Origin of the sequence: Vibrio plantisponsor (genome assembly GCF_013041605.1) — a bacterium.
Classification (GTDB): Bacteria; Pseudomonadota; Gammaproteobacteria; order Enterobacterales; family Vibrionaceae; genus Vibrio; species Vibrio plantisponsor.
The window spans coordinates 603,356-623,945 of sequence record NZ_JABEQC010000001.1 but is presented as its reverse complement, the minus strand read 5'-3'; the positions used below and the strand labels follow the sequence as shown (position 1 = coordinate 623,945).

The window sequence follows — 20,590 nt, the reverse complement described above, 5'->3', positions numbered from 1 at the left end:
GCCAGATCAACTTACCGTTTTGCATCTCACCTCCCGTTTACTAATTACTCGAAAGCAAATCCCAGCTTCGGTATAGCATCCCATATCAAACTAAGGACATATTTATCCATTAACAAAAGTTGGTCAATTATTGATAAACAGGTGTGGTGTAAAGCGTGGACTAGAACACAATGGGCAGTGCTTTTTAGCTAGAAATGACTAGATAGGCAAAAGGCAGAATCAACGACTCTGCCTTTCTAAATTGCCATACAGCTAAATGTTAGACCTATGTCTTTTCTGAACTTCAAGACTAAGATGCTAAACACTAGTCTGTATAGAAGGGAGTAACTCAAATAGAACCGTTATCTTTCATAGAACTCAGTATCTACGGATAAATGTCTTGACCTAGTTTGCTTAAATGACTTTTTATTTAATAGCTTAAGGATCATTTCAATAAATTCATCTTTGCTATACCCAATCGTTGAAAAACAATATCCCCCCATTTGAGAAAATGGAGTGTTATCAAAACCATAAATCACTTTTCTTTGTATTAACTCTGGGTATTTAGAGCGGGAGAAATCTACTGCCGCCATAGCCATTGCATCTGAAGTACAAAAAATTCCTAGATTACTCGTATCGGAGTACGTCTGATTTTGTAGATGATTAAATGCAGATTCATAAGAGTAATCACAAAATGCAACATGAATGGAGTCAATATTGAAGCGCTCCATGAACTTATGATAACTCTCGATTCTTTGCCGTTCTGTCACTGAGGTTTTACGACCACATAACAATATGGCTTTAGTAACGTGATGATGATTGGCACAAGCAACGGCTTTTTCTATCCCCAATTCTTCATTGATAGTTACTGATAAACCTGTATCCGCTTTTTTCCCATTTAGCATGATCACTTTGTCAGTAAAAAATAACGTCGGTGCTTCTTCAGGCTCAATTAAATCGGAAAAAATTAATGCCGCATCCACTCTATGTACAAACGGATTTCTCTTAATTTCGGCTATATCATCTTCTGAGCGTAGACGTATAAATAGTGCTTGCTTGCCCAAACTTTGGATTGCTTGAATTAGTGAATCAAAAAGTGTCAGGTCACTAAGGTCTGCAATGTGGTTAACAACAATCGCGACAAGTCCTGTTGAACTTTCCCTTAAACTTTGAGCAAATGGATTGGCTACATATCCTAACTCTTCAGCAGCTTGTAGAATTCGGGCTTTTTTATCTGAGGCTATCGGGCGATTTTTACCAGAAAGCGCTCGCGAAGCCGCAGATTTAGACACTCCAGCTAACTTGGCAACATCATCTAAAGTTGGTACAGCAGGTTTAGTTCTCATTAAGTTGTGTCACTACATCTTTAATTATGTGGAAATCAGTTACCTCTAAGAAGTTATCGTTCTCCGAATTACTTCCCATGGTCGCAGAATGTTTTGAACGTTTCATTAGACTAGGCACTGACTTTTTCCCTGACAAATGTATCTCAGTCGCGCCTGTTGATTCAATTATATGTTTTACGTTCGTATTATTAACGCCACACCCCGGCATGATAGAAATTCTGTTATTAGCTTTACTGACGAGTTCTTTTATACGAGGTATTCCTTCGAACGCTGTGGCACAACCTCCGGATGTCAGTATTCTCTGACAACCTAAGTCAATGAGTGTTTCCATTGACGTTATCGGGTCTTCAACTAAATCGAATGCACGGTGAAAAGTAATACCCATGTTACTCGCACTGTTAACCCACTTTCTTACAGCCTGTACATTTATCTCTGCATTCTGAGTTAGAGCGCCAATCACTACGCCCTCGACACCCACATCACGAAAGAACTGGATTTCATCGCACATCATGGCAATTTCATTATTGCTAAATAGGAAGTCTCCGCTTCTAGGACGTACCATCGCATAAATGGGAATTTGCGCATTTACCGAAATTGTTGTTAATCCATACGTTGGTGTTATACCTCCCAGTAATAAGGAGCTACATAGCTCAATTCTATCAGCACCAGCATCAATCGCTGTTTCTAAAGACTGTAGATTATCAACACAAACTTCTACCGTAATTCCGTTCACCGTTAACTCATCCTAAGTTGATATAAAAAATTTGCCCCTCCCACAAAGGGGGAGGAATTGTGTGAAGGGGCAAATATCTAAAGGGTTAAAGGATTACCATGAACCCGTTAATGTTGGAGCATTTGCATCTTCGCCCCACCATTTACGGTAAGCTTTTTCATAGTCTCCAGAATTAATGTAGTCAGAGACAAACATGTCCATCCAACGTAAAAATTCAGGGTCGCCTTTACGAATACCAATCGCGATAGGATCGTTTGAGTAAAGCCCTTCTAGAGTTACTAACTTGTCATCTTTCGTGGCAAGGTAATCAACCAATGAGCTATCTTCAATACCTGCGTCAACACGGCCTTGACGTAACAACAATACTCCATCAGGAGCAAAGTTATCTGTGTAGACCAGTTCAGCACCAGGTACCGCACGCTTCAAAAATGCTTCGCCTGTCGAGCCGCGGCCTACAACAACTTTCTTCCCATTGAGATCTTCAAGCGACTTAATATTCAATCTTTTTTGAGCAACAATTCGCAGACCCGCACGGTTATATGGGATGGTAAAGTTAACAGATTTAGCACGAGCTAAAGTGGCAGACATATTACCGATCACCGCGTCCAATTGATCAGAGAAGAGCATTGAAACTCGCGCATCCCCATGAACATCAGTGAATCGCGGTTCTACGCCTAACTTTTCAGCTAAGCGATACGCCAAGTCCACATCATATCCAGCAGGTTCATTCTTTAGATCGCGAAACCCGATAGGTTCACCACCTAAAGAAACACCTATTTTGATATATCCGCGCTCCTGGATATCTTCCAATTTGCCAGCCACAGCGTTTGCTGTGCTAAGTGCCAAAACACTACAAAGAATTGTAGATGCTATATTTCTGAATTTCATATAGTTACTCCATTGTTAACATTTTTCCGCCACACAAAGTTGCGGACGCTCCATTCCTGTTTTGTATACCCAGTATTTAATCTCTTCTTCGCATCCAACATTGACCACTCGATAATTATCATCTTTATCAATTGCGTGGATAACAACGCCAGCTAAGAATCCTCCTTTAAGCGATTTCAGTTCAGCGATAGCCATATCAACAGCTTCATGCAACGAATATCCAAGTCTCATTGCCATAACAATTGAGTAAGAAGTGTTAGCTCGAATAGTCATCTCTCCGGTATGCGTACATGCCGCTGCACCAAAACGACTGTCGGCGTAAAATCCAGCACCAACAATAGGAGAGTCACCTAAACGACCTGGGTATTTCCATGCCCATCCAGATGTACTGGTAGCCGAATAGATACTGTTGTTTTTATCCTTGGTAAGGAAAACCGTTGTGTCTCGAACTTTTTCTGGGTCCGTGATTAATGTGTTTAACTTTGCTAAAGGTCGAGTAGACATGTCTGGATTCTGCTCGTTAGTGATTTCCTGCAGTTTTTTAAACCAAACCTCTTTCGATTCCTCCATTAATGGAGAACTGCATTTAAAACCCATCTCATAAGCAAAACGAGTAGCGCCTTCACCGACAAGGATTTCATGGTTCAGTTCTTCCATTACTTTTCTCGCCACGCGAGTGACATGGAAGTGATCTTTAACTGCACCCACTGCGCCAGTCCTGAGATCGTCCCCATCCATGACTGCACCGTCGAATTCCATGTCACCTAATAGATTTGGCCAACCACCAAAACCTACGCTACGAACTTTGGGCTCGGCCTCTACCTTTTCTATGCCGTAAATAATTGCGTCTAGGCCATTTTCGCCGCGATCCAACATATCAGCGGTATCTTGAATGCCAGGCCAAGCTTCAGAATTAGAGAGAACAATCATTATTTACTATCCATTTTGTCTAAGAATCTTTTTATACGGGGATCTTGCCTTCCACCGTCGTTTGAGAAAAATTGCTCTTTCTCCATATCTGCTCTTACTTTTCCCTCATCGAGGAAAACAATTCGGTTTGATATTTTTCGAGCAAACGCTATTTCGTGGGTGACAAAAATCAAAGTTGTTCCACTCCTAGCTAGATCAGCCAGTACATCGAGAACTTCAGAAGTCATCTCTGGATCAAGAGCACTTGTTACTTCATCCAGCAGCAAACATTCAGGCTCCATAGCTAATGCACGACAGATTCCAATACGCTGCTTTTGCCCGCCAGATAATTGTGATGGATAAGAATCAGATTTATCCTGTAAGCCAACCAAATTAAGCAATTCAGTAGCTTTGGTTATTGCTTTGCTTTTCTCCCACCCTAAGACTTCAATCGGCGCTAAAGTTATATTGTCCAATACAGTAAGGTGTGGATATAAATTAAAGTGTTGAAATACGGTTGAAACTTTTTTTCTTATTTCATTGAGTTCAACTTTGTTTTTTACAGAATTCTCACCAACTTTAATATCTCCACCATTTAATCTTTCTAATCCATTAATACAACGAATCAGTGTAGACTTCCCAGAACCACTTGCTCCAAGAATAGAGACAACATCACCTTTATTAATAGTTAGAGACACGCCATCAAGTATTACTGTATTACCAAAACTCTTCTGAACGTTATTAATCGAAATCATTGTTTATCCTTAAATGCTGACCCAACTTTGATGTTTCTTTAAACGGTTTTCTAGAAGTAACCCAGCTTTAGATAACACCCAGGACAAAATAAAATATGTTATTCCAATAACAGGCCACACCAAAAAAGGCTGCCATGTTCGTTGATTTAGTATTTGACCAACTTTAGTAATATCCATAACTCCAATGACTGAAATTAATGACGTTACTTGTAGCTGGTTAACAGCCAATCCTACTAGTGGTGCTATTGCTACCAACAATGCCTGAGGAGTAACAATTTTGGTTAGAATTTTCCATTCTGAAAGGCCAAACACTCTAGCGGCTTCAATCTGCCCCTTATCTATAGAGGCGAGTGCTGACACTACAATCACAGAAATAAACGCGGCTGTATTTCCTGAGAGTGTGATCGTCGCAGCCTGTCGCGCATCCATATCAATACCAAGAAAAATAGGAAGGCCAAAGTAAATTAAAAATAACTGCACAATCACTGGTGAGTTTTTTAAAAACTCACTAATAAACGTTGATATAGAACCAATAATAGTGACTCTATAATGCCGTGCTAATCCAAGCAAACAACCCAATATTACCCCAATAACACTTGATATTATAAAAACTTCTAGGGATACGCCTATCCCTTTTAGGAGTACAATCAAATCATATGGCACAAATCCATTATTAGACATAATCAGTTCTCCGTAACAAAGTGTCTATTTAATCTTGCGTGAACTCTAGATATCAAAAATGACAATATATATGTTAAAACACAATAAAATAGCAGTAAGAAAAAATAGACTTCGAATGGCCGAAATGTCTCTGCCGCTATTATTTTTGCTGCACCTGTTAGTTCATTCAATGTAACTGTGGATAATATTGAAGTCGTCAATATTAAATTTATAAAAATTGAACCTAATGGTCTTATAGAATTTCGTAACGCAATAGGAAGAACTATTTTTTGGTAAATTAACTTTCTTGATAAGCCAAAAGACTGTGCTGCTTCTATTACTTCATTATCAACTTGCAATACGCTAGCTCTTAGCACATCAGCACAATAGGCTCCGACTGCTATGGATAAAGCTAAGACTCCGGTTGTGTATGGGTCTATAAATATCCCTAACTCAGGAAGTCCGTAAAAAATAAAGAATACCTGAACGATAAACGGGATATTTCGAAAACAATTGATATAGGCGTATCCAATGTTGCTGACCAGTTTGTTGCTACTAACGCAAGCAAACATAACCATTAGCCCAACAAGGAAACTACCAATAATCGACAAAGCACTTACTGAAGCTGTGATTTCGAAGCCATCAATAAACGAACCCAAGTACTTATAAATGATGCTCAAATCAAACATAAAATCGCAATCCATTCGCAAAGTGAAATCGATTTCACTCTATTCCTTTACATGGCAACGTCAAATAATATTTACGCTATCGTGACAAATTTCACATTTATGCATCAATTTGTCTGGTGAATTGTTCGCTGATTGAAATAAAAGATCTGAATGGCAGTCAAGGTTAAGAACTGTTGAGTAGACGAGAGAAAACTCTCGCATTTGGCTTGCCGTATCAATTTCTGAGTAGCGTATATACTTTAGGTAAGTAAACGCTATTGAGGTGGTCGATAATGGAAATATATCAACACGGTATGCCGGAGCTATTTAAGCAGCTTGGTTTAGGGCATTCACCTAAAGAAATCAAAGAGTTCGTGAAGAACCACCGGCATACCCGAGATTCAACTCCAATACATAAAGCGAGTTTTTGGACAAGGTCACAATCGGATTTTTTGAAACAAGCTATCGAACAAGATGCCGACTGGGCAGAGGTAGTGGATCAGCTCGACATTATGTTGCGAGACTAACTGAATCCTTAATAAATCCGTCAATGAATTCAAAAGCTTATTAATATTCAGAGAACTATTTTTACGCTACGGGCACAGTTATTCTGTCCCGCAGTTTCGTTTATACAAGACCGGCACTCGTTAATGTTTTAGGATCAAGATAGTGCTCTAATTCTTCACGGCTCAAATCGGTTTCTTCTTCCGCGACATCAATGACAGCTCTGCCCTCCTTATAGGCTTTTTTCGCTATTTCGGCTGCTTTCAAATAACCCACCACCGGATTTAACGCGGTAATAAGGATTGGATTTTTGGCAAGAGCCTTATCAATATTTTCCTGACACACTTTGAACGGCTTAATCGCTTTATCTGCCAGTGAAATGCATGAATTGGTGAGCAAATGTATCGATTCAAGCAGGTTGTAAGCAATGACGGGCAACATAACATTAAGCTGGAAGTTGCCTGACTGACCGGCAACTGTAATGGTTGTATCGTTGCCTATTACCTGTGCCGATGCCATTGCTACGGCTTCGGGGATCACTGGGTTTACTTTGCCCGGCATGATTGATGATCCCGGTTGTAAAGCTTCCAGCTCAATTTCACCTAGCCCAGCAAGCGGACCTGAATTCATCCAACGTAAATCATTGGATATTTTCATCAAGGCAACAGCCAGCGTCTTTAACTGACCAGATAGAGATACAATTGAATCCTGACAGCTCAAATTAAAATAGAAGTTGTCACTTGGGTTAAAGGATAAGCCACTAATCTGACTTAAGTTATGACAGAAATCTGTAGAAAAGCTTGTATGAGCATTGATACCCGTCCCTACTGCGGTTCCTCCCTGCCCAAGTGCTCTTACCGATTCCAAAGCTGAGATAATTGACTGCGAAGCATGTTGTATTTGTGCTTCCCAGCCACTTAGTTCCTGACTAAACGTTATTGGCATCGCGTCCATTAGATGCGTTCTGCCCGTTTTAACAATCCCGTCCAGTTCGTTCTGTTTGCTTCTGAGTGTTTCAGCTAAATGAGTGAGTGCCGGAATCAACAATTTCTCACATGTGATGACAGCACTCACTTGAATGGAAGTTGGAATCGCATCATTACTGCTTTGCCCCATATTAACGTGGTCGTTGGGGCTTACTTTCTCGTTCAATATTTGGCTTGCCAGAGTCGCCAGTACTTCATTGGCATTCATATTTGTACTGGTGCCTGAACCAGTCTGAAAGAGATCAATCGGAAACTGGTCATGATGCTGACCATCAATAACGCTTTGCGCAGCTTTAATTATTGCATCAGCGACGTGGCTGTTTAATGTGCCTAACTTGGCGTTTGTCTTTGCTGCCGCCTGTTTGATATAAGCTAACGCCACAATCAAGTCTTTAGGCATCTTATGCTCACTGATGTTGAAGTTATCGATGGCTCTTTGTGTTTGAGCCTGATAGAGGGCATCAGAAGGAACGTTAACTTCCCCCATACTATCTTTCTCAATTCGATATTTCTTATTCATAATACATCCTTGAATTAACCTGAAATCGGTTTTTGTATACCGTAATTCTAGTATGTCCTGAGATCACTTTATGTTTATTGGTCGGTCATCAACCTCAAAACAAGCATCTATGGTGAAAGCTCTATAAGAATTGATAGGAAAGATGGTTGATTAGAAAAGCGGGTTAGATAAATCCAATGAAAAACGTCCCCAAGATACATAAACCGTGGGGACGTTTAGTTTTAACAGCAGCTATTCGCGCAATTTTAGTTCATATCTTCGAACTAAAATTAGAAAGAGCCTTGGGTTGCATTAGCGTTGCTATCAAGTTGGTTATTACCCCCTGATTGCCAAACTACGTTCAACTCAGGGTTGGTTTCATCCCTTTTTAGACACTTCCACTCGATGTTTTGCGCTGCTGGTACATCAATGGTTGCACTCCAAGTTGGATACTGTGCAGGGTCGAGCTTAACCGCGCCTGCCGGAGCCCAACCGCCTAACTGTGCAACACTGCCAACGGCATAAACACTTTGACCAAGATTGGTGTAGCCGTTGTAGCATGTGAACGCGACGGTTTTCAATGTCGGGTCGACGCTACCGCCACCACTGCCATGCAGCACCACCGCTTGGTTTTGGGCCAAATGGAAAGTCGCTTCGCCACCGCTCACGTTTACAATGTCATCACCAATTAAACTGGTGTGGCTGCCATCACTAAGTGCCAAGTTACCTACAGTAACTGATGTTGCTGAGCCGCGATTAAGTGCGACAGTCACAACATCCTCTCCTTCTTGGCGCTCATAGACCAACACATCGTCATCAACCCATCGCTGCGTGTAGCTACCGCGTTGAATCGCTAGACTATTTTGGCGTAGATAAGTCAATGCTTGGATGATCTTAAACGCTTGTGTGTCTTGGCTAAAGCTTGGCATTTTCTCACGATTGTACGGGTCACTGCCTACTTGACCAAAAGCGTTCTGGGTAAAGTCTGCCGAATAGTGTTCGGTACCATAGTAAATAGCTGGGATACCACGTACTGTCATAGTCGCCACTAGCCCTAAGTTAACCCGCTGCTGGGCAAACGCTTCACTCTGGTTGCCGCCCGCCTCGTTGTTACCAGGGCCAAACGTGGAGGCACTAGAACGCAACGCAGTTGAGATACGCGCCATATCGTGGTTATCCATAAACACCACTTGCCAATCGTCACTGGTGAAAACTGATTTACGCGTTTCCAAGTAGCTATTTAGCGTTTTCATACTATTGCCGACACGGTTTGCCAACACTCGCTCTAAAGTATCGCGAAAACCGAAGTCAAGCAGCGCTGAACCGGAAGTGTTAGCGTAATCTATCGCGTAACCGTCAATACCCGTGGTGGTGTTAGCGCTAGCACCAAACCATTCTCCGAAAAAGTAAAAGCCATCACGACCAAGGCTCTTACTGTAATCATAGATGTCCGTCGTCCATTGCTGAATAAACGACTTATCCATGTGTTTGATCGCATCAATTCTTATCGCATCTACCCCTGCATCGATCCAAAATTTAGAGCCATCAAGCAAGTATTGATACACATTGGTATTCGATTGGTTGAAGTCAGAGAGGTTGAACAAATTAAAATTGCGTACTTGATACCAATCGTTCCAGTTGGTCACACCACCGTTGTGGTGATACCAGTCAGTGCCTGCCGCGACATCGCTGTTGTAGTCCGTGATAAATTGCCCATCACGATATAAAGCGCCGTATTCGTTTTCATCGTTCCCATTGGAATGGTTAGGTGCATAGTCGAGAACCAGCTTCATATTGTATTCTGCGCTGTGCATTTTGCTGGTCAGTTCTTTGAAATCATCCAAGGTGCCGAAGTGCTCATCCACACGGAAGAAATCACGTCCCCAGTATCCGTGATAACCAGCCCCGCCATTGGCATCGATATTATCGGCGTTATCCACTGGCGGAGTAATCCAAATCGCGGTTACACCAAGTGATTTTAAATACGGCAGTTTGTCAATTAAGCCACGAAGGTCTCCCCCAACATACTTTTTCAAGTTATTCGGATCGTAAGTCGCTGGGTTGTTGCCCGTGTTGTTGCTTGCATCGCCATCGCTGAAACGATCTAGAAAAACAAAGTAAATCGTTTCTTTGCGAAAATCGAGATAAGTGCCAGTTTCCGTATCAGCACTGGTCGCAGCGTAAGTTGTTGGGCTAAACATCAGTCCATTTGCGGCAATAGCAGCCAGCAGCGCACTGCAAAGCAAAGTGCGTTTTTTCATTGGAGACTCCCCCGTGGTTTGTGAAAATTAACCGGGATTCATTCCCGGTTGTTGGTTAAGTTCTTTTCACTGTAGAAATCGAAGATATGACAGAAGGCAGTGTTGAGATTGAAGCGCATCGGCTTGCCAATATCTGCGGTGGTGATGGTTTGATCATTAACGCGCGCTATCACTTCTTTCCCTCCTACTTTGAAGTAGAGGTACTTCTCATTCCCCATATTTTCCACCACCGTCAAAACACCTTCAAAGGCGTTAATGGTGTCGCCAGCGTCAGCAACACCAATGTGTTCTGGGCGAATGCCGAAGCACACTGGTTTATCCACGTATTCTCTCAATGCTTCCTGTTTTTCTACTGGAATAAACATGCGAATACCCGAGCCAATTTCGATGTAAAGCTGTCCGTTTTCTTCCCGGATCACGGTATCAATCAAATTCATCGCGGGTGAGCCGATAAAACTCGCCACAAACTTGTTGGCTGGGTAGTTGTAGAGGTTAGTAGGCGTATCCACCTGCATGATTTTGCCTTGATTAAGTACGCAGATGCGATCGCCAAGCGTCAAAGCCTCGGTTTGATCGTGCGTGACGTAAATCATGGTGGCGGGAGTGCCTTCTTCTTTCAATGATTGGTGCAACTGAGCAATTTTAACTCGCATCGACACACGCAATTTAGCGTCAAGATTCGATAACGGCTCATCAAACAGGAACACTTCTGGTTTACGCACAATTGCACGTCCAACCGCAACACGCTGACGCTGACCTCCGGACATTTCCTTCGGCTTACGATGCAGCAGTTCTTTGATCTCCAGTTTTTCCGCTGCTTCTTCGACACGACGCTTAATCTCATCTTTCGGCCGCTTTTGCATTTTCAGGCCAAACGCCATGTTGTCGAACACGGTTTTGTGTGGGTAGAGCGCATAGTTCTGAAACACCATCGCAATGCCGCGATCTTTCGGCGGTAAATCATTCACCACTCTATTGCCAATGCGAATCTCGCCACCAGTGATACTTTCCAGACCAGCAATCATGCGCAAGGTGGTTGATTTCGCGCAACCCGACGGCCCGACAAACACCATAAATTCGCCTTCGCGAATATCCAAATCGATGCCATGGACAGCTTTAAAACCGTTGTCATATTTTTTTTCTACTTTACGCAAACTAACCGTCGCCATGAATCTCTCCACTTACCAAAAGGGTATAAAAATGATCCTCAATTTACCGAGGCAGACTGGTTGGCAATCTGTCTGGGTAAATCAGGCAGCCGAATACCGTTACGGCTGCCAACTGTATGTTTTCTTAACTACTTACATTCGCTAACCATAGCAAATAGTGGTGCTTTGTCCGGTGCAAGCTGAATGGTCCACACATACTTGCCATCTTTAGGCAAACTCACTACGGTGTTTTTCGCAAATCCACCACGTTTTAACTCATTCACTTGTCCCACGGTCATCGACATACCTGCTGCTGTAAACTGAGGCGTCCAGCTCATCGTGGCAAATTGCAAACTGACATTACCCGCTTGTTCGTCCGAGACCACTTGATAGATTCCATCGCCTTTGTAACCCATTTTGTGAGTATCTAGGTGAATCCATTGACCTTCAGGGAAGGTGCCTACCACAAACAGTGACGGCTTGATTGGACCACGGTCGTCTTCCAGCGTCGGTAAATTACAGTCAGAAAAACGTGCATCGGCATTGGTCGCAGCAGGCTGAGATTGTTCAGTGGTGCTGGCACAACCTGCCAGTAAAGCTGTTGCGGTCGCAGCAATCAAAAGTGTATGTTTCATAACAAATCCTTGATTATTTCGTTCTCGTTTCATCCAGCGGAGACCGGCTTGCCTGCTCCGCGTGTCGGTTAATTCGCTTGTTAGGCCGATCTCTTTTCAAACAGTCGGGCAAGCCAGCGCTTTTGCTCTGGTTGTGACGTTTTCAATTGCTCATAGTGCTGAGTCAGTTTGTTCAGCACCGCAAGATTACGGTAATACGCTTTGGACTCTTTAGCTGGGTAACCAAACAGATCGCTACCTGGAGGGCAAGAGTGGCTCACGCCTGACTTAGCCTTAATCACCGAGTGGCTACCGATATTAATGTGTCCAGCAGTGCCAACTTGTCCATGTACCACTACGTGATCGCCCAGCACGGTGTGTCCGGCGAAGCCACATTGAGAGATGATCAAACAATGTTTCCCAATGCGGCAGTCGTGACCAATTTGCACTTGATTGTCTATTTTGCTGCCTTTACCAATTACAGTGTCACCTAGAGTGCCGCGGTCAATGGTGTTGTTACAGCCAATCTCGACATCATCCTCAATGATGACTCGGCCAATACTTTCCACACGTTGATAGCTGCCATCTTTGCCAGACATATATTCAAAGCTGTAGTTACCTATTGAGTTATTGGAATCGATAATGACGTTGTTGCCGATCACGGTTCCTTCTTTGATCACAGTATTGGCATGAATTGCTACATTGTTACCAATCGTCACGCCATTCATGATGCGTACTCCGGGCATGAAATGGCAGTTCTGCCCTATCTGACAATGTTTGCCAATGTAAACCCCATCAACGGTCGAGGTATTTCCTTGGTCAAACAGTTGGTATTTATGCACTTTGTAATAGCGTAAAAGCTGATTGATTTTCTCTACATCTAAATGATCAATCACAATGTGTGCTTTGGCGGGGCTTTGCAAAATCGCCGCAGGCCCCACCAGCACTTCCGCTGAGGTTTCAGAAAGCTGTTTAAGATCAGATCGGGCAAACACAACGGCGAGTCCACCCTCTACATCACTGACAACAGGACGTATGGTGTCCACCACTAGTGAGCCATCCCCCTCAATTCGACCTGATAAACTTTGCGCAATTTCTGAAACACTCAGCATGTTGACCTCTTAACTCGGGTTAGAAACGGTATAAAGCTTGAAGATAAACCGTGTGCTGTTTTAGCTCACTTTCATTCTTCGCTTCCCATCCAGCCAGTTTACTTTTTTCTTCTACTTCATTCGCGTACTCATACTCGCCTTTTAGCAACCAACTATCACCAACAGCTTGTTCATAACCCAAGGTTGCTTTACGAATGTCTTTGAAGTAATCGACGTCAGCGTTACCACCGCCACTGTTAGAAGCATTGCGAGTTTCGTTTTCACCAACACGAACGCGCGCATAAAGCACACCGGCATCATCAAAGCTATATTGCACAATAGGTTCGATGTATTTCTCTGTGAAATCACTGATTTCATTGATAGCACCACTGGTTTGGTGATCTTCGTTGTCTTTGATTTGGTAGTACAACTCGACACCCAATTCCCAGTTACCAAAGCGCTTATAAGGCTTGAAGAGTAAGCTATAACCTTCTTCAGTACGCTCACCCCATTCGCTTTTGTCTTCTGCACTATATAGATACTCTAGGTTTGAATAGAAACCCCAGTTATTCTCGTTGCTGAAGTAAGTCAGATAAGGACGGAAGCTGTGCTCTGCAAGCGATTTACGCAGGCCGCTAACATAAGGTGAAAAGACTTTACTACGCGTATATTCCAGCTCATAGATGGCACCCGTTGCCCAACCATTGCCTAAATCAAAGCCCTTGTTAAGTGAGAAAAGTTGCTTAATGCCGTCTTCATTTTCGAAATAGCTTGGCTCTTTTTGCTCTCGGTTTTCTAGTTTGAGACCATACAACGCACTGAGATTCCAACGCGCATTGTTGTAGTACACGCCGAATACTTCATGGGTTGTTGTTCTCTCCTTTTTCTTAACGCCGTTGAAACCATCAGTCACTTTGTCCTCGTATTCGAGTGAAGTACCAACATGGCCACCAAACTGCATTGCTTCGTCAAGGAAACCAACATCGGCATCCAAGCCACGCTCACTAGCTGCTAGTGTAGGGAAAGATAAAGCAAGCGCCGCCGCTACGGAGACGGAAATTAACGTTCTTTTCACGATAGGTCCTTATCAACCTCTTGGTTGTAAATCGTAGATATAATTAAAATGAATATTTAGTAGTTCACTGTGAACGCCTACTTATTCTTCTGCATGTTGATTTGTTTTTCCTCATCACTTTTATTCAAATGAGACTCCCATCACTCTCACCAGCTCATTTAGGTGACATTTATCACACTTTTATATTTAACAGGCGAAGACTCATTCTAGTTGTGTACGCTTTTTGCTCTAGACAAAAACTTCCCCAAACACATCTAAATGCATTACCAAAAACACTTACCACAGCTACATTTGTTGATTATCATCACACTTAATATCAAAATTAATTGGATAGTAGTTGACTTAAAAAGAGGTAGATTTAACCTAGTAGTATATTATGAACTACTACAGAGCTATCACGATGAAAAAGACATGGATAAAAGCAGCGATAATCGCTACGTTCGTTAGTCTGCCAGCTGTTACTTTCGCTGAAGATATTCAGCCAGAACCTGGTTCAAACCTGCTGATATGGACGGACACCACAACACTGGATTACATGAAATACGCTGCGGAGTCATTCAACAAAGATTTCGGTTATAAAGTGGAGTTTTCATTTCGTGGTTTAGCTCCAATCGACTCAGCATCACGCATGATTCAAGATGGTGGCTCAGCTCGAGTTGCTGACATCGCTGAAATCGAACACGATTTACTTGGTCGTTTGGTTGTTGCAGGCGGCGCGATGGAAAACCTCGTTTCCGCCGAGCGTATTCAGTCAACATTCTTGCCGAACGCAACCTCTGCGGCCAAATATGCAGGCACCAGCTATGGTTTTCCTGTCAGCTATGCGACTTTAGCACTGTTCTACAACAAAAACTTGCTGCCAAACGCGCCTAAAACTTTTGAAGAAATAATCGATTTTGGCAAACACTTCAATAATGCCAAAGAGAACAAATATGCACTGCTTTGGGATATTCAAAATTACTACGAATCGCGCATGTTCTTAACCCTGTATGGCGCTTATGAATTTGGTAAGGGTGGCACTGACGCCAAAGATCTTGGCATTGATTCACCGCTCGCTCAGCAAGGTATGTCAGCGATGAAAACGCTGAAAGCGGCGAACAACTCCAACCCTGTCGATATGCGTAACCCGCAAGTTCGCCGGGGCCTATTTGGTGAAGGTAAAGTAGCCGCGATCATTGATGGACCTTGGGCAATTCAGGGTTATGACAACAGTGGCGTAAATTACGGTGTAGTGCCTATTCCGACTTTCGAAGGTAAACAACCGAGAACATTCTCAACCGTACGTCTGGCCGTTGTGTCTGCGTACAGCGACTACCCGAAAGCGGCGCAGTTGTTTGCTGACTACTTATCTTCAGACAAGATGTTGATGAAACGCTATGAGATGACCAAATCGATTCCACCAGTACAGGACTTGATGGAAAAGATCATTGTCGATGCGGATGAAGCGACATACGCAATTATCGCTCAAGGCTTCCATTCAGACGCTATGCCATCAATTCCTGAGATGGGTTACTTATGGTCTCCAATGGCCAGCGCCATCACAGCAATGTGGGTCAATGATCAATCGCCAAAACAGGTACTTGATCACGCCAAAGCGATCATTGAAGAGCAGATCGCGTTTCAGGAGTAGTTATGTTGTTGTCGCAAACTGTCAAAGCGCCGAAAGTGCCAGCCTCCTTGCTTATCATGGGGGCAACACAACTGGCGCATAAACATTGGGTTACTGGCGGGGTTTTCCTCGCCATCCAATGCCTTTTTATTCTCTTCTTGCCTGATTTAGCTAACGCGATCAAGGGGTTAGTCTCACTTGGCGACGTGGCACAAACTCGCCAAGGCTTTAAAGTCATTCAAGGGGACAACTCAATCTTTTTGCTGGTGGAAGGGGTAATAGCCGTTTTGTTCCTTTTCCTGGCAATTATCGCGTACGTAACGAATGTTCGACAGGCGCAACATTGCGAGCTTTGCAGGTTGAACCTGCGTCAGCAATTCAAAGCAATCTACGACGAGAAATTCGCCTTTATCGTTTTGTCGCCTGCGTTTATTGCCAGTATCGCTTTCATTATCATGCCGATTGCGATCACTGTGTTGGTCTCTTTCACCAACTACTCGGCACCACACCATATTCCACCGAAAAATCTGGTCGACTGGGTAGGATTTAAAAACTTCCTTACTCTGTTTGAGCTGAAAATATGGTCGAGCACCTTTATTGGTGTGGCGACTTGGACCGTCACTTGGGCAATTGCAGCAACTGTTTGTACCTGCGGCTTTGGTTTTGTTCTCGCTTTGGCACTGGAAAATCGCAATATCAAAGCGAAGAAGTTGTGGCGTTTTGTCTTTATCTTGCCTTATGCCATTCCAGCGTTTGTTACCTTGCTGATGTTTCGCTTGCTGCTCAACGGCATCGGTCCGGTCAACGCCGCACTTAATGCTTGGGGATTCGAATCTGTCGCCTTTCTGTCTGATCCGCATATCGCAAAACTGGCAGTCATTGCCGTGAGTGTTTGGGTCGGCGCACCTTACTTTATGTTGCTGATTTCCGGTGCATTAACCAATATTCCTCGTGATCTATACGAAGCAAGTGAAGTGGATGGCGCGAGCAAATTCCAGCAGTTTCGAGAGATCACGCTACCGATGGTTTTGCATCAAGTCGCACCTTCTCTGGTGATGACGTTTGCCCACAACTTTAACAACTTCGGTGCAATTTTCTTGCTCACTGGTGGTGGACCAATCAATCCGGAATATCGTTTCGCCGGTCATACCGACATTCTGATCACTTGGATTTACAAACTGACGCTGGACTTCCAGCAATACCAAATCGCTTCGGTGATTTCGATTGTTATTTTCTTGTTCTTGTCTGGCATCGCTATCTGGCAGTTCCGCCGCATGAAATCCTTTAAAGACGATGTAGGAATGTAATCATGGATAAACTACTCAGCAAACTGGCAACCGTCATCGTCTATCTGTTCCTCGCAGCCAACGCAATTATAGTGCTTGGGCCTGTAATCTGGACGGTGCTCGCCTCTTTTAAACCCGGTAACAACCTGTTTAGCTCCTCATTTGGCGAGTTCGCATTTACGCTAGATCACTACAAAGCGCTGTTTAAAGACACACCTTATTTGCAGTGGTACAAAAACACTTTTCTACTCGCCACTGCGAATATGTTGATCTCACTTGTGGTGGTCACCATGACGGCATTTGTCTTTTCCCGTTACCGTTTTCAGGGAAAACGCAATGTATTGATGAGCATCTTGGTACTTCAGATGTTTCCAGCCTTTTTGTCGATGACAGCTATTTATATCTTGCTGTCGAAAATGGGCTTAATTGATACCTATATTGGCTTGTTGTTTGTCTATGTTACCGGCTCACTACCGTTTATGACTTGGCTGGTGAAAGGCTACTTTGACGCCATCCCTACATCGCTGGATGAAGCGGCGAAAATTGATGGCGCAGGCCATATGACCATCTTCCTAGAGATCATCTTGCCACTGGCCAGACCCATTTTAGTGTTTGTTGCCTTGGTTTCATTTACTGGGCCATGGATGGATTTCATCCTTCCGACGCTGATTTTACGCAGTGAAGAGAAAATGACCTTAGCGATCGGTATCTTCAGTTGGATCACCTCTAACTCAGCGGAAAACTTCACCCTATTTGCCGCCGGCTCACTGCTAGTTGCTATACCGATCACCTTACTGTTTGTCGCCACACAAAAACACATTACAACTGGCTTAGTCAGTGGCGCGGTAAAAGAATAATTATCAGGAACCATCATGATTACAAGAAGCTCATTAACTCACTTGGCGAAGAGTGCAGACAGTTACGCCTATGACAACGATACCCTTCACATTCGTTTTCGCAGTGCGAAAGGCGAAGTTGATCGCGTAACACTGTGGATAGGCGACCCTTATACTTGGGCTGAAGGCGGTTTAGACGGCGGAAACTTAGGTGGAAGCGATGCGCACGGCTGGACTGGAGGAACAGAAGTTCCAATGCAATTGGAAGGACAAAGCGAACACCATGATCATTGGTTTGCTACTTTCGCACCACCGAAAAAACGCACTCGCTATGGCTTTATTCTGTATGGAAAAGATGGTGAGAAATTGCTGTTTGGCGAAAGGCGTTGTGTTGATATTCAAGACGAGCAACGCGCAGAAGTTGAGTTGAGCAACTTGAGCAACTTTTTCTGCTTCCCTTATATCAACCCGAAAGATGTGCTGAAAACACCTGAATGGGTTCGCAACACCATCTGGTATCAAATCTTTCCAGAACGTTTCTATAATGGTCGTCCGGACATTTCCCCAGCCAATGTACAACCTTGGGGAAGTACGCCCACTAGTGACAACTTTATGGGTGGCGACTTGTGGGGCGTAATTGAGAAATTGGATTATTTGCAGGAACTCGGTATCAACGGGCTATATTTCTGTCCAATTTTCACAGCAAATGCCAACCACAAATACGACACCGTCGATTATTACAATGTCGACCCACATTTTGGTGGTAACGAAGCTTTTCGTGCCTTAGTACAAGAAGCCCATCGTCGTGGGATGAAAGTGATGTTGGATGCGGTATTCAATCACATCGGTCATCAATCTCCACTTTGGCTGGACGTGATTGAAAAAGGCGAACAATCTCGCTACGCCGATTGGTTCTGGATAAAGCAGTTCCCCGTGTATCCGGATAAGCCAAAATCTGAGTGGGATTTTGACAACCTTAACTACGAAACATTCGCCAACGTATCGGAAATGCCCAAACTCAATACCGAGAATCCAGAATGCCGTGCATATCTATTGGACGTTGCGCGACACTGGGTACAGAAGTTCGATATTGATGGCTGGCGCTTGGATGTCGCCAATGAAGTTGATCACGAGTTCTGGCGCGATTTTCGACGTTTAGTGAAAGGCATTAAGCCAGATTGCTACATCCTTGGCGAAATCTGGCATGAGGGAATCCCGTGGCTACGAGGTGATCAATACGACTCGCTGATGAATTACCCGTTAACTCAAGCCATTACCGACTTTTTCGCTCTTGGGCTCGATGATAAAACAAGCTTTATGAATGCGGTAACTCGCTCTTACCTTTCCTACCCAAGGAATGTCAACGAGGCGATGTTTAACCTGTTGGAAAGCCACGACACTACTCGCCTAATGAGCCTGTGTGGTAACGATAAGCGCAAAGCAAAACTTTCGTATTTGTTCATGTTTACCCAAGTCGGTTCACCGTGTATCTACTATGGCGGCGAAATTGGCATGGATGGACAAAAAGGAATGGGACTTGAGCTTAATCGCAAATGCATGATTTGGGATGAAGATAAGCAAGATCTCGATTTCAGAACCTTTATACAAAAGCTGATTAGGCTTCGCCAGACTTACCCAGAGTGCAACCAACCTTATCTTGAATGGTTAGATATCGATCACCCACATGTGGTCGCTTTCAGAAAAGGAGCTCTACAAATTGTACTCAACAACAGTGATGAAGAAGTGCAATGCAGTGCCAACGGACTTCAACTCACTTTGTCACCATTTGGCTATGAGATACGCGATGTTGTCACTCAGGAACAGCTATGAAGCTTGGTCTGTCTGTTGACTCAAAGTGGATATGGGGCGTTGTCATTGACGACAATGACAAGTCCCACTATCGCAATCAGCTCAAGACGCCTGTGAATGCGCAGCAAACCGCTGCGCTCATCTCCAACATGGTGACAAGCATACAACGTATGTTCGGACCACTCACGTTGGTCGGCATTAATCTGATGCCAGACTGTTGGCTAGGACAACAGCAATCATCCAATGCTAAAGAGTCGTTGTCTCAATGGTTAGCAAAACAACTACCCATCCCGTATCAGTTGTTCGACCCGGCGGTGATTGCTTTGTCACAACTACAAACACTCCCCGTGGGAAATGTGCTCAGCGCGATACTGGATGATGGTTGCGAGCTGTGCGTCACTGACCAAATTTGCCCAACCAGGCCATACCTCAATGTGCTCGACTTGGGCTGGGCGCATAAGCCACTGAAAGGCTATCAAAGCTTAGTCGATGGTTTGACGCCATTGTGCAGCTGTGGAAGTGATGAATGCGTTCGTCAATATCTTTCAAGGGAAGGGATAGAGCGTCAATATCATCAGCTCTCGCTGCAGCATCGTGATGCCAACGACATCATCCACGGTATTGAAGAGAACCACAATTGGTCAACTCGGGTCTATCGCATCTGGATTGATCAACTCGCAAGAGCCCTCTCTGACGCCATTATTCGCTTCAAGCCCAAACTTCTGGTACTGAGCGGTAGTCTAACTTCGCACCCAGACTTGGCTCTGACACTGAAAAGCACCTTAACCCGCTACTGCCAGTATGACTCTCTGCCGGAGATTATTTGTCTGCATAACAACGAGTATGGTTTTGCTCAGGGCGCTATCTCAATGTGTACCGTAAATTGTGCACAATCATCTACATTCATTGCATAAGGAATGGTAACCTTGACAGG

General features: G+C 43.8%; 19 protein-coding genes. 6 read left to right on the top strand and 13 right to left on the bottom strand.

Annotation, left to right across the window (positions count from 1 at the left end; translation table 11 throughout):
* Positions 1 to 341: 341 nt before the first annotated feature.
* From HKI82_RS02875 to HKI82_RS02845, 7 genes are all read right to left on the bottom strand, one after another.
* A complete protein-coding gene (locus tag HKI82_RS02875) occupies positions 342 to 1,325 on the bottom strand; it encodes a LacI family DNA-binding transcriptional regulator (protein ID WP_102962158.1) in 984 nt (327 codons plus the stop codon).
* Positions 1,315 to 2,058 carry a copper homeostasis protein CutC gene (locus tag HKI82_RS02870; protein ID WP_261881176.1) on the bottom strand — a complete coding sequence of 248 codons (744 nt, stop codon included), beginning with the start codon at positions 2,056 to 2,058 and terminating at the stop codon, positions 1,315 to 1,317. Before HKI82_RS02870 ends, HKI82_RS02875 begins: the two co-directional genes overlap by 11 nt.
* Before the next feature lie 93 nt (positions 2,059 to 2,151).
* Positions 2,152 to 2,946, bottom strand: a complete 795-nt coding sequence (locus tag HKI82_RS02865; RefSeq protein ID WP_102962159.1) for a transporter substrate-binding domain-containing protein — start codon at positions 2,944 to 2,946, stop codon at positions 2,152 to 2,154.
* Positions 2,947 to 2,961: 15 nt separating this feature from the next.
* Entirely contained in the window at positions 2,962 to 3,876 is a 915-nt protein-coding gene (locus HKI82_RS02860) for a glycosylasparaginase (RefSeq protein ID WP_102939649.1), read from the bottom strand.
* Positions 3,876 to 4,610, bottom strand: coding sequence for an amino acid ABC transporter ATP-binding protein (locus HKI82_RS02855; RefSeq protein WP_171137139.1), 735 nt, complete (start codon positions 4,608 to 4,610; stop codon positions 3,876 to 3,878). Before HKI82_RS02855 ends, HKI82_RS02860 begins: the two co-directional genes overlap by 1 nt.
* Before the next feature lie 9 nt (positions 4,611 to 4,619).
* Positions 4,620 to 5,291, bottom strand: a complete 672-nt coding sequence (locus HKI82_RS02850) for an amino acid ABC transporter permease (RefSeq protein ID WP_102939651.1) — start codon at positions 5,289 to 5,291, stop codon at positions 4,620 to 4,622.
* Positions 5,292 to 5,293: 2 nt separating this feature from the next.
* Complete coding sequence (locus HKI82_RS02845) at positions 5,294 to 5,959, bottom strand: amino acid ABC transporter permease (RefSeq protein ID WP_102940029.1); 666 nt, start codon at positions 5,957 to 5,959, stop codon at positions 5,294 to 5,296.
* A gap of 272 nt (positions 5,960 to 6,231) precedes the next feature.
* Here HKI82_RS02845 and HKI82_RS02840 point away from each other — a divergent pair, with 272 nt between their 5' ends.
* A complete protein-coding gene (locus HKI82_RS02840) occupies positions 6,232 to 6,465 on the top strand; it encodes a DUF2789 domain-containing protein (protein ID WP_171137138.1) in 234 nt (77 codons plus the stop codon).
* A gap of 100 nt (positions 6,466 to 6,565) precedes the next feature.
* Here the strand turns inward: HKI82_RS02840 and HKI82_RS02835 are convergent, their stop codons facing one another.
* The 6 genes from HKI82_RS02835 to HKI82_RS02810 all read right to left on the bottom strand — a co-directional run bounded on the left by HKI82_RS02835 (position 6,566) and on the right by HKI82_RS02810 (position 14,116).
* Entirely contained in the window at positions 6,566 to 7,948 is a 1,383-nt protein-coding gene (locus tag HKI82_RS02835) for a class II fumarate hydratase (protein ID WP_171137137.1), read from the bottom strand.
* Positions 7,949 to 8,217: 269 nt separating this feature from the next.
* Positions 8,218 to 10,188, bottom strand: coding sequence for an alpha-amylase family glycosyl hydrolase (locus tag HKI82_RS02830; RefSeq protein ID WP_171137136.1), 1,971 nt, complete (start codon positions 10,186 to 10,188; stop codon positions 8,218 to 8,220).
* 38 nt (positions 10,189 to 10,226) lie between these two features.
* On the bottom strand, positions 10,227 to 11,357 hold the full coding sequence (locus tag HKI82_RS02825; protein ID WP_042481527.1) for an ABC transporter ATP-binding protein: 1,131 nt from the start codon (positions 11,355 to 11,357) through the stop codon (positions 10,227 to 10,229).
* Between the two features lie 128 nt (positions 11,358 to 11,485).
* Complete coding sequence (locus tag HKI82_RS02820) at positions 11,486 to 11,971, bottom strand: glycosidase (RefSeq protein ID WP_102939655.1); 486 nt, start codon at positions 11,969 to 11,971, stop codon at positions 11,486 to 11,488.
* A gap of 80 nt (positions 11,972 to 12,051) precedes the next feature.
* Complete coding sequence (lpxD, locus tag HKI82_RS02815) at positions 12,052 to 13,062, bottom strand: UDP-3-O-(3-hydroxymyristoyl)glucosamine N-acyltransferase (RefSeq protein WP_102965720.1); 1,011 nt, start codon at positions 13,060 to 13,062, stop codon at positions 12,052 to 12,054.
* Between the two features lie 19 nt (positions 13,063 to 13,081).
* The gene (locus HKI82_RS02810; protein ID WP_102939657.1) at positions 13,082 to 14,116 is read right to left on the bottom strand and encodes a porin; all 1,035 of its coding nucleotides are present in this window, start codon (positions 14,114 to 14,116) and stop codon (positions 13,082 to 13,084) included.
* Positions 14,117 to 14,516: 400 nt separating this feature from the next.
* Here HKI82_RS02810 and HKI82_RS02805 point away from each other — a divergent pair, with 400 nt between their 5' ends.
* The 5 genes from HKI82_RS02805 to HKI82_RS02785 are packed head-to-tail and all read left to right on the top strand — an operon-like array spanning position 14,517 to position 20,570.
* Positions 14,517 to 15,746 (top strand): sugar ABC transporter substrate-binding protein, encoded by a 1,230-nt coding sequence (locus HKI82_RS02805; RefSeq protein WP_102940030.1) that lies wholly within the window; start codon positions 14,517 to 14,519, stop codon positions 15,744 to 15,746.
* A gap of 2 nt (positions 15,747 to 15,748) precedes the next feature.
* The gene (locus HKI82_RS02800) at positions 15,749 to 17,032 is read left to right on the top strand and encodes a carbohydrate ABC transporter permease (protein WP_102939658.1); all 1,284 of its coding nucleotides are present in this window, start codon (positions 15,749 to 15,751) and stop codon (positions 17,030 to 17,032) included.
* A 2-nt stretch (positions 17,033 to 17,034) separates the two neighbouring features.
* Positions 17,035 to 17,868 (top strand): sugar ABC transporter permease, encoded by an 834-nt coding sequence (locus HKI82_RS02795; RefSeq protein WP_102939659.1) that lies wholly within the window; start codon positions 17,035 to 17,037, stop codon positions 17,866 to 17,868.
* A gap of 15 nt (positions 17,869 to 17,883) precedes the next feature.
* Positions 17,884 to 19,677, top strand: a complete 1,794-nt coding sequence (locus HKI82_RS02790) for a glycoside hydrolase family 13 protein (RefSeq protein ID WP_171137135.1) — start codon at positions 17,884 to 17,886, stop codon at positions 19,675 to 19,677.
* Complete coding sequence (locus tag HKI82_RS02785; protein WP_102939661.1) at positions 19,674 to 20,570, top strand: ROK family protein; 897 nt, start codon at positions 19,674 to 19,676, stop codon at positions 20,568 to 20,570. Before HKI82_RS02790 ends, HKI82_RS02785 begins: the two co-directional genes overlap by 4 nt.
* Positions 20,571 to 20,590 lie beyond the last annotated feature (20 nt).

Excerpts from the sequence above, each read along its gene's own strand:
- HKI82_RS02875 (WP_102962158.1), bottom strand. The coding sequence starts at position 1,325 with ATGAGAACTAAACCTGCTGTACCAACTTTAGATGATGTTGCCAAGTTA.
- HKI82_RS02855 (WP_171137139.1), bottom strand. The coding sequence starts at position 4,610 with ATGATTTCGATTAATAACGTTCAGAAGAGTTTTGGTAATACAGTAATA.
- HKI82_RS02825 (WP_042481527.1), bottom strand. The coding sequence starts at position 11,357 with ATGGCGACGGTTAGTTTGCGTAAAGTAGAAAAAAAATATGACAACGGT.
- HKI82_RS02785 (WP_102939661.1), top strand. The coding sequence starts at position 19,674 with ATGAAGCTTGGTCTGTCTGTTGACTCAAAGTGGATATGGGGCGTTGTC.
- HKI82_RS02795 (WP_102939659.1), top strand. The coding sequence starts at position 17,035 with ATGGATAAACTACTCAGCAAACTGGCAACCGTCATCGTCTATCTGTTC.
- HKI82_RS02840 (WP_171137138.1), top strand. The coding sequence starts at position 6,232 with ATGGAAATATATCAACACGGTATGCCGGAGCTATTTAAGCAGCTTGGT.
- HKI82_RS02800 (WP_102939658.1), top strand. The coding sequence starts at position 15,749 with ATGTTGTTGTCGCAAACTGTCAAAGCGCCGAAAGTGCCAGCCTCCTTG.
- HKI82_RS02830 (WP_171137136.1), bottom strand. The coding sequence starts at position 10,188 with ATGAAAAAACGCACTTTGCTTTGCAGTGCGCTGCTGGCTGCTATTGCC.
- HKI82_RS02860 (WP_102939649.1), bottom strand. The coding sequence starts at position 3,876 with ATGATTGTTCTCTCTAATTCTGAAGCTTGGCCTGGCATTCAAGATACC.
- HKI82_RS02805 (WP_102940030.1), top strand. The coding sequence starts at position 14,517 with ATGAAAAAGACATGGATAAAAGCAGCGATAATCGCTACGTTCGTTAGT.
- HKI82_RS02845 (WP_102940029.1), bottom strand. The coding sequence starts at position 5,959 with ATGTTTGATTTGAGCATCATTTATAAGTACTTGGGTTCGTTTATTGAT.
- HKI82_RS02835 (WP_171137137.1), bottom strand. The coding sequence starts at position 7,948 with ATGAATAAGAAATATCGAATTGAGAAAGATAGTATGGGGGAAGTTAAC.
- HKI82_RS02790 (WP_171137135.1), top strand. The coding sequence starts at position 17,884 with ATGATTACAAGAAGCTCATTAACTCACTTGGCGAAGAGTGCAGACAGT.
- lpxD (WP_102965720.1), bottom strand. The coding sequence starts at position 13,062 with ATGCTGAGTGTTTCAGAAATTGCGCAAAGTTTATCAGGTCGAATTGAG.
- HKI82_RS02820 (WP_102939655.1), bottom strand. The coding sequence starts at position 11,971 with ATGAAACATACACTTTTGATTGCTGCGACCGCAACAGCTTTACTGGCA.
- HKI82_RS02850 (WP_102939651.1), bottom strand. The coding sequence starts at position 5,291 with ATGTCTAATAATGGATTTGTGCCATATGATTTGATTGTACTCCTAAAA.
- HKI82_RS02865 (WP_102962159.1), bottom strand. The coding sequence starts at position 2,946 with ATGAAATTCAGAAATATAGCATCTACAATTCTTTGTAGTGTTTTGGCA.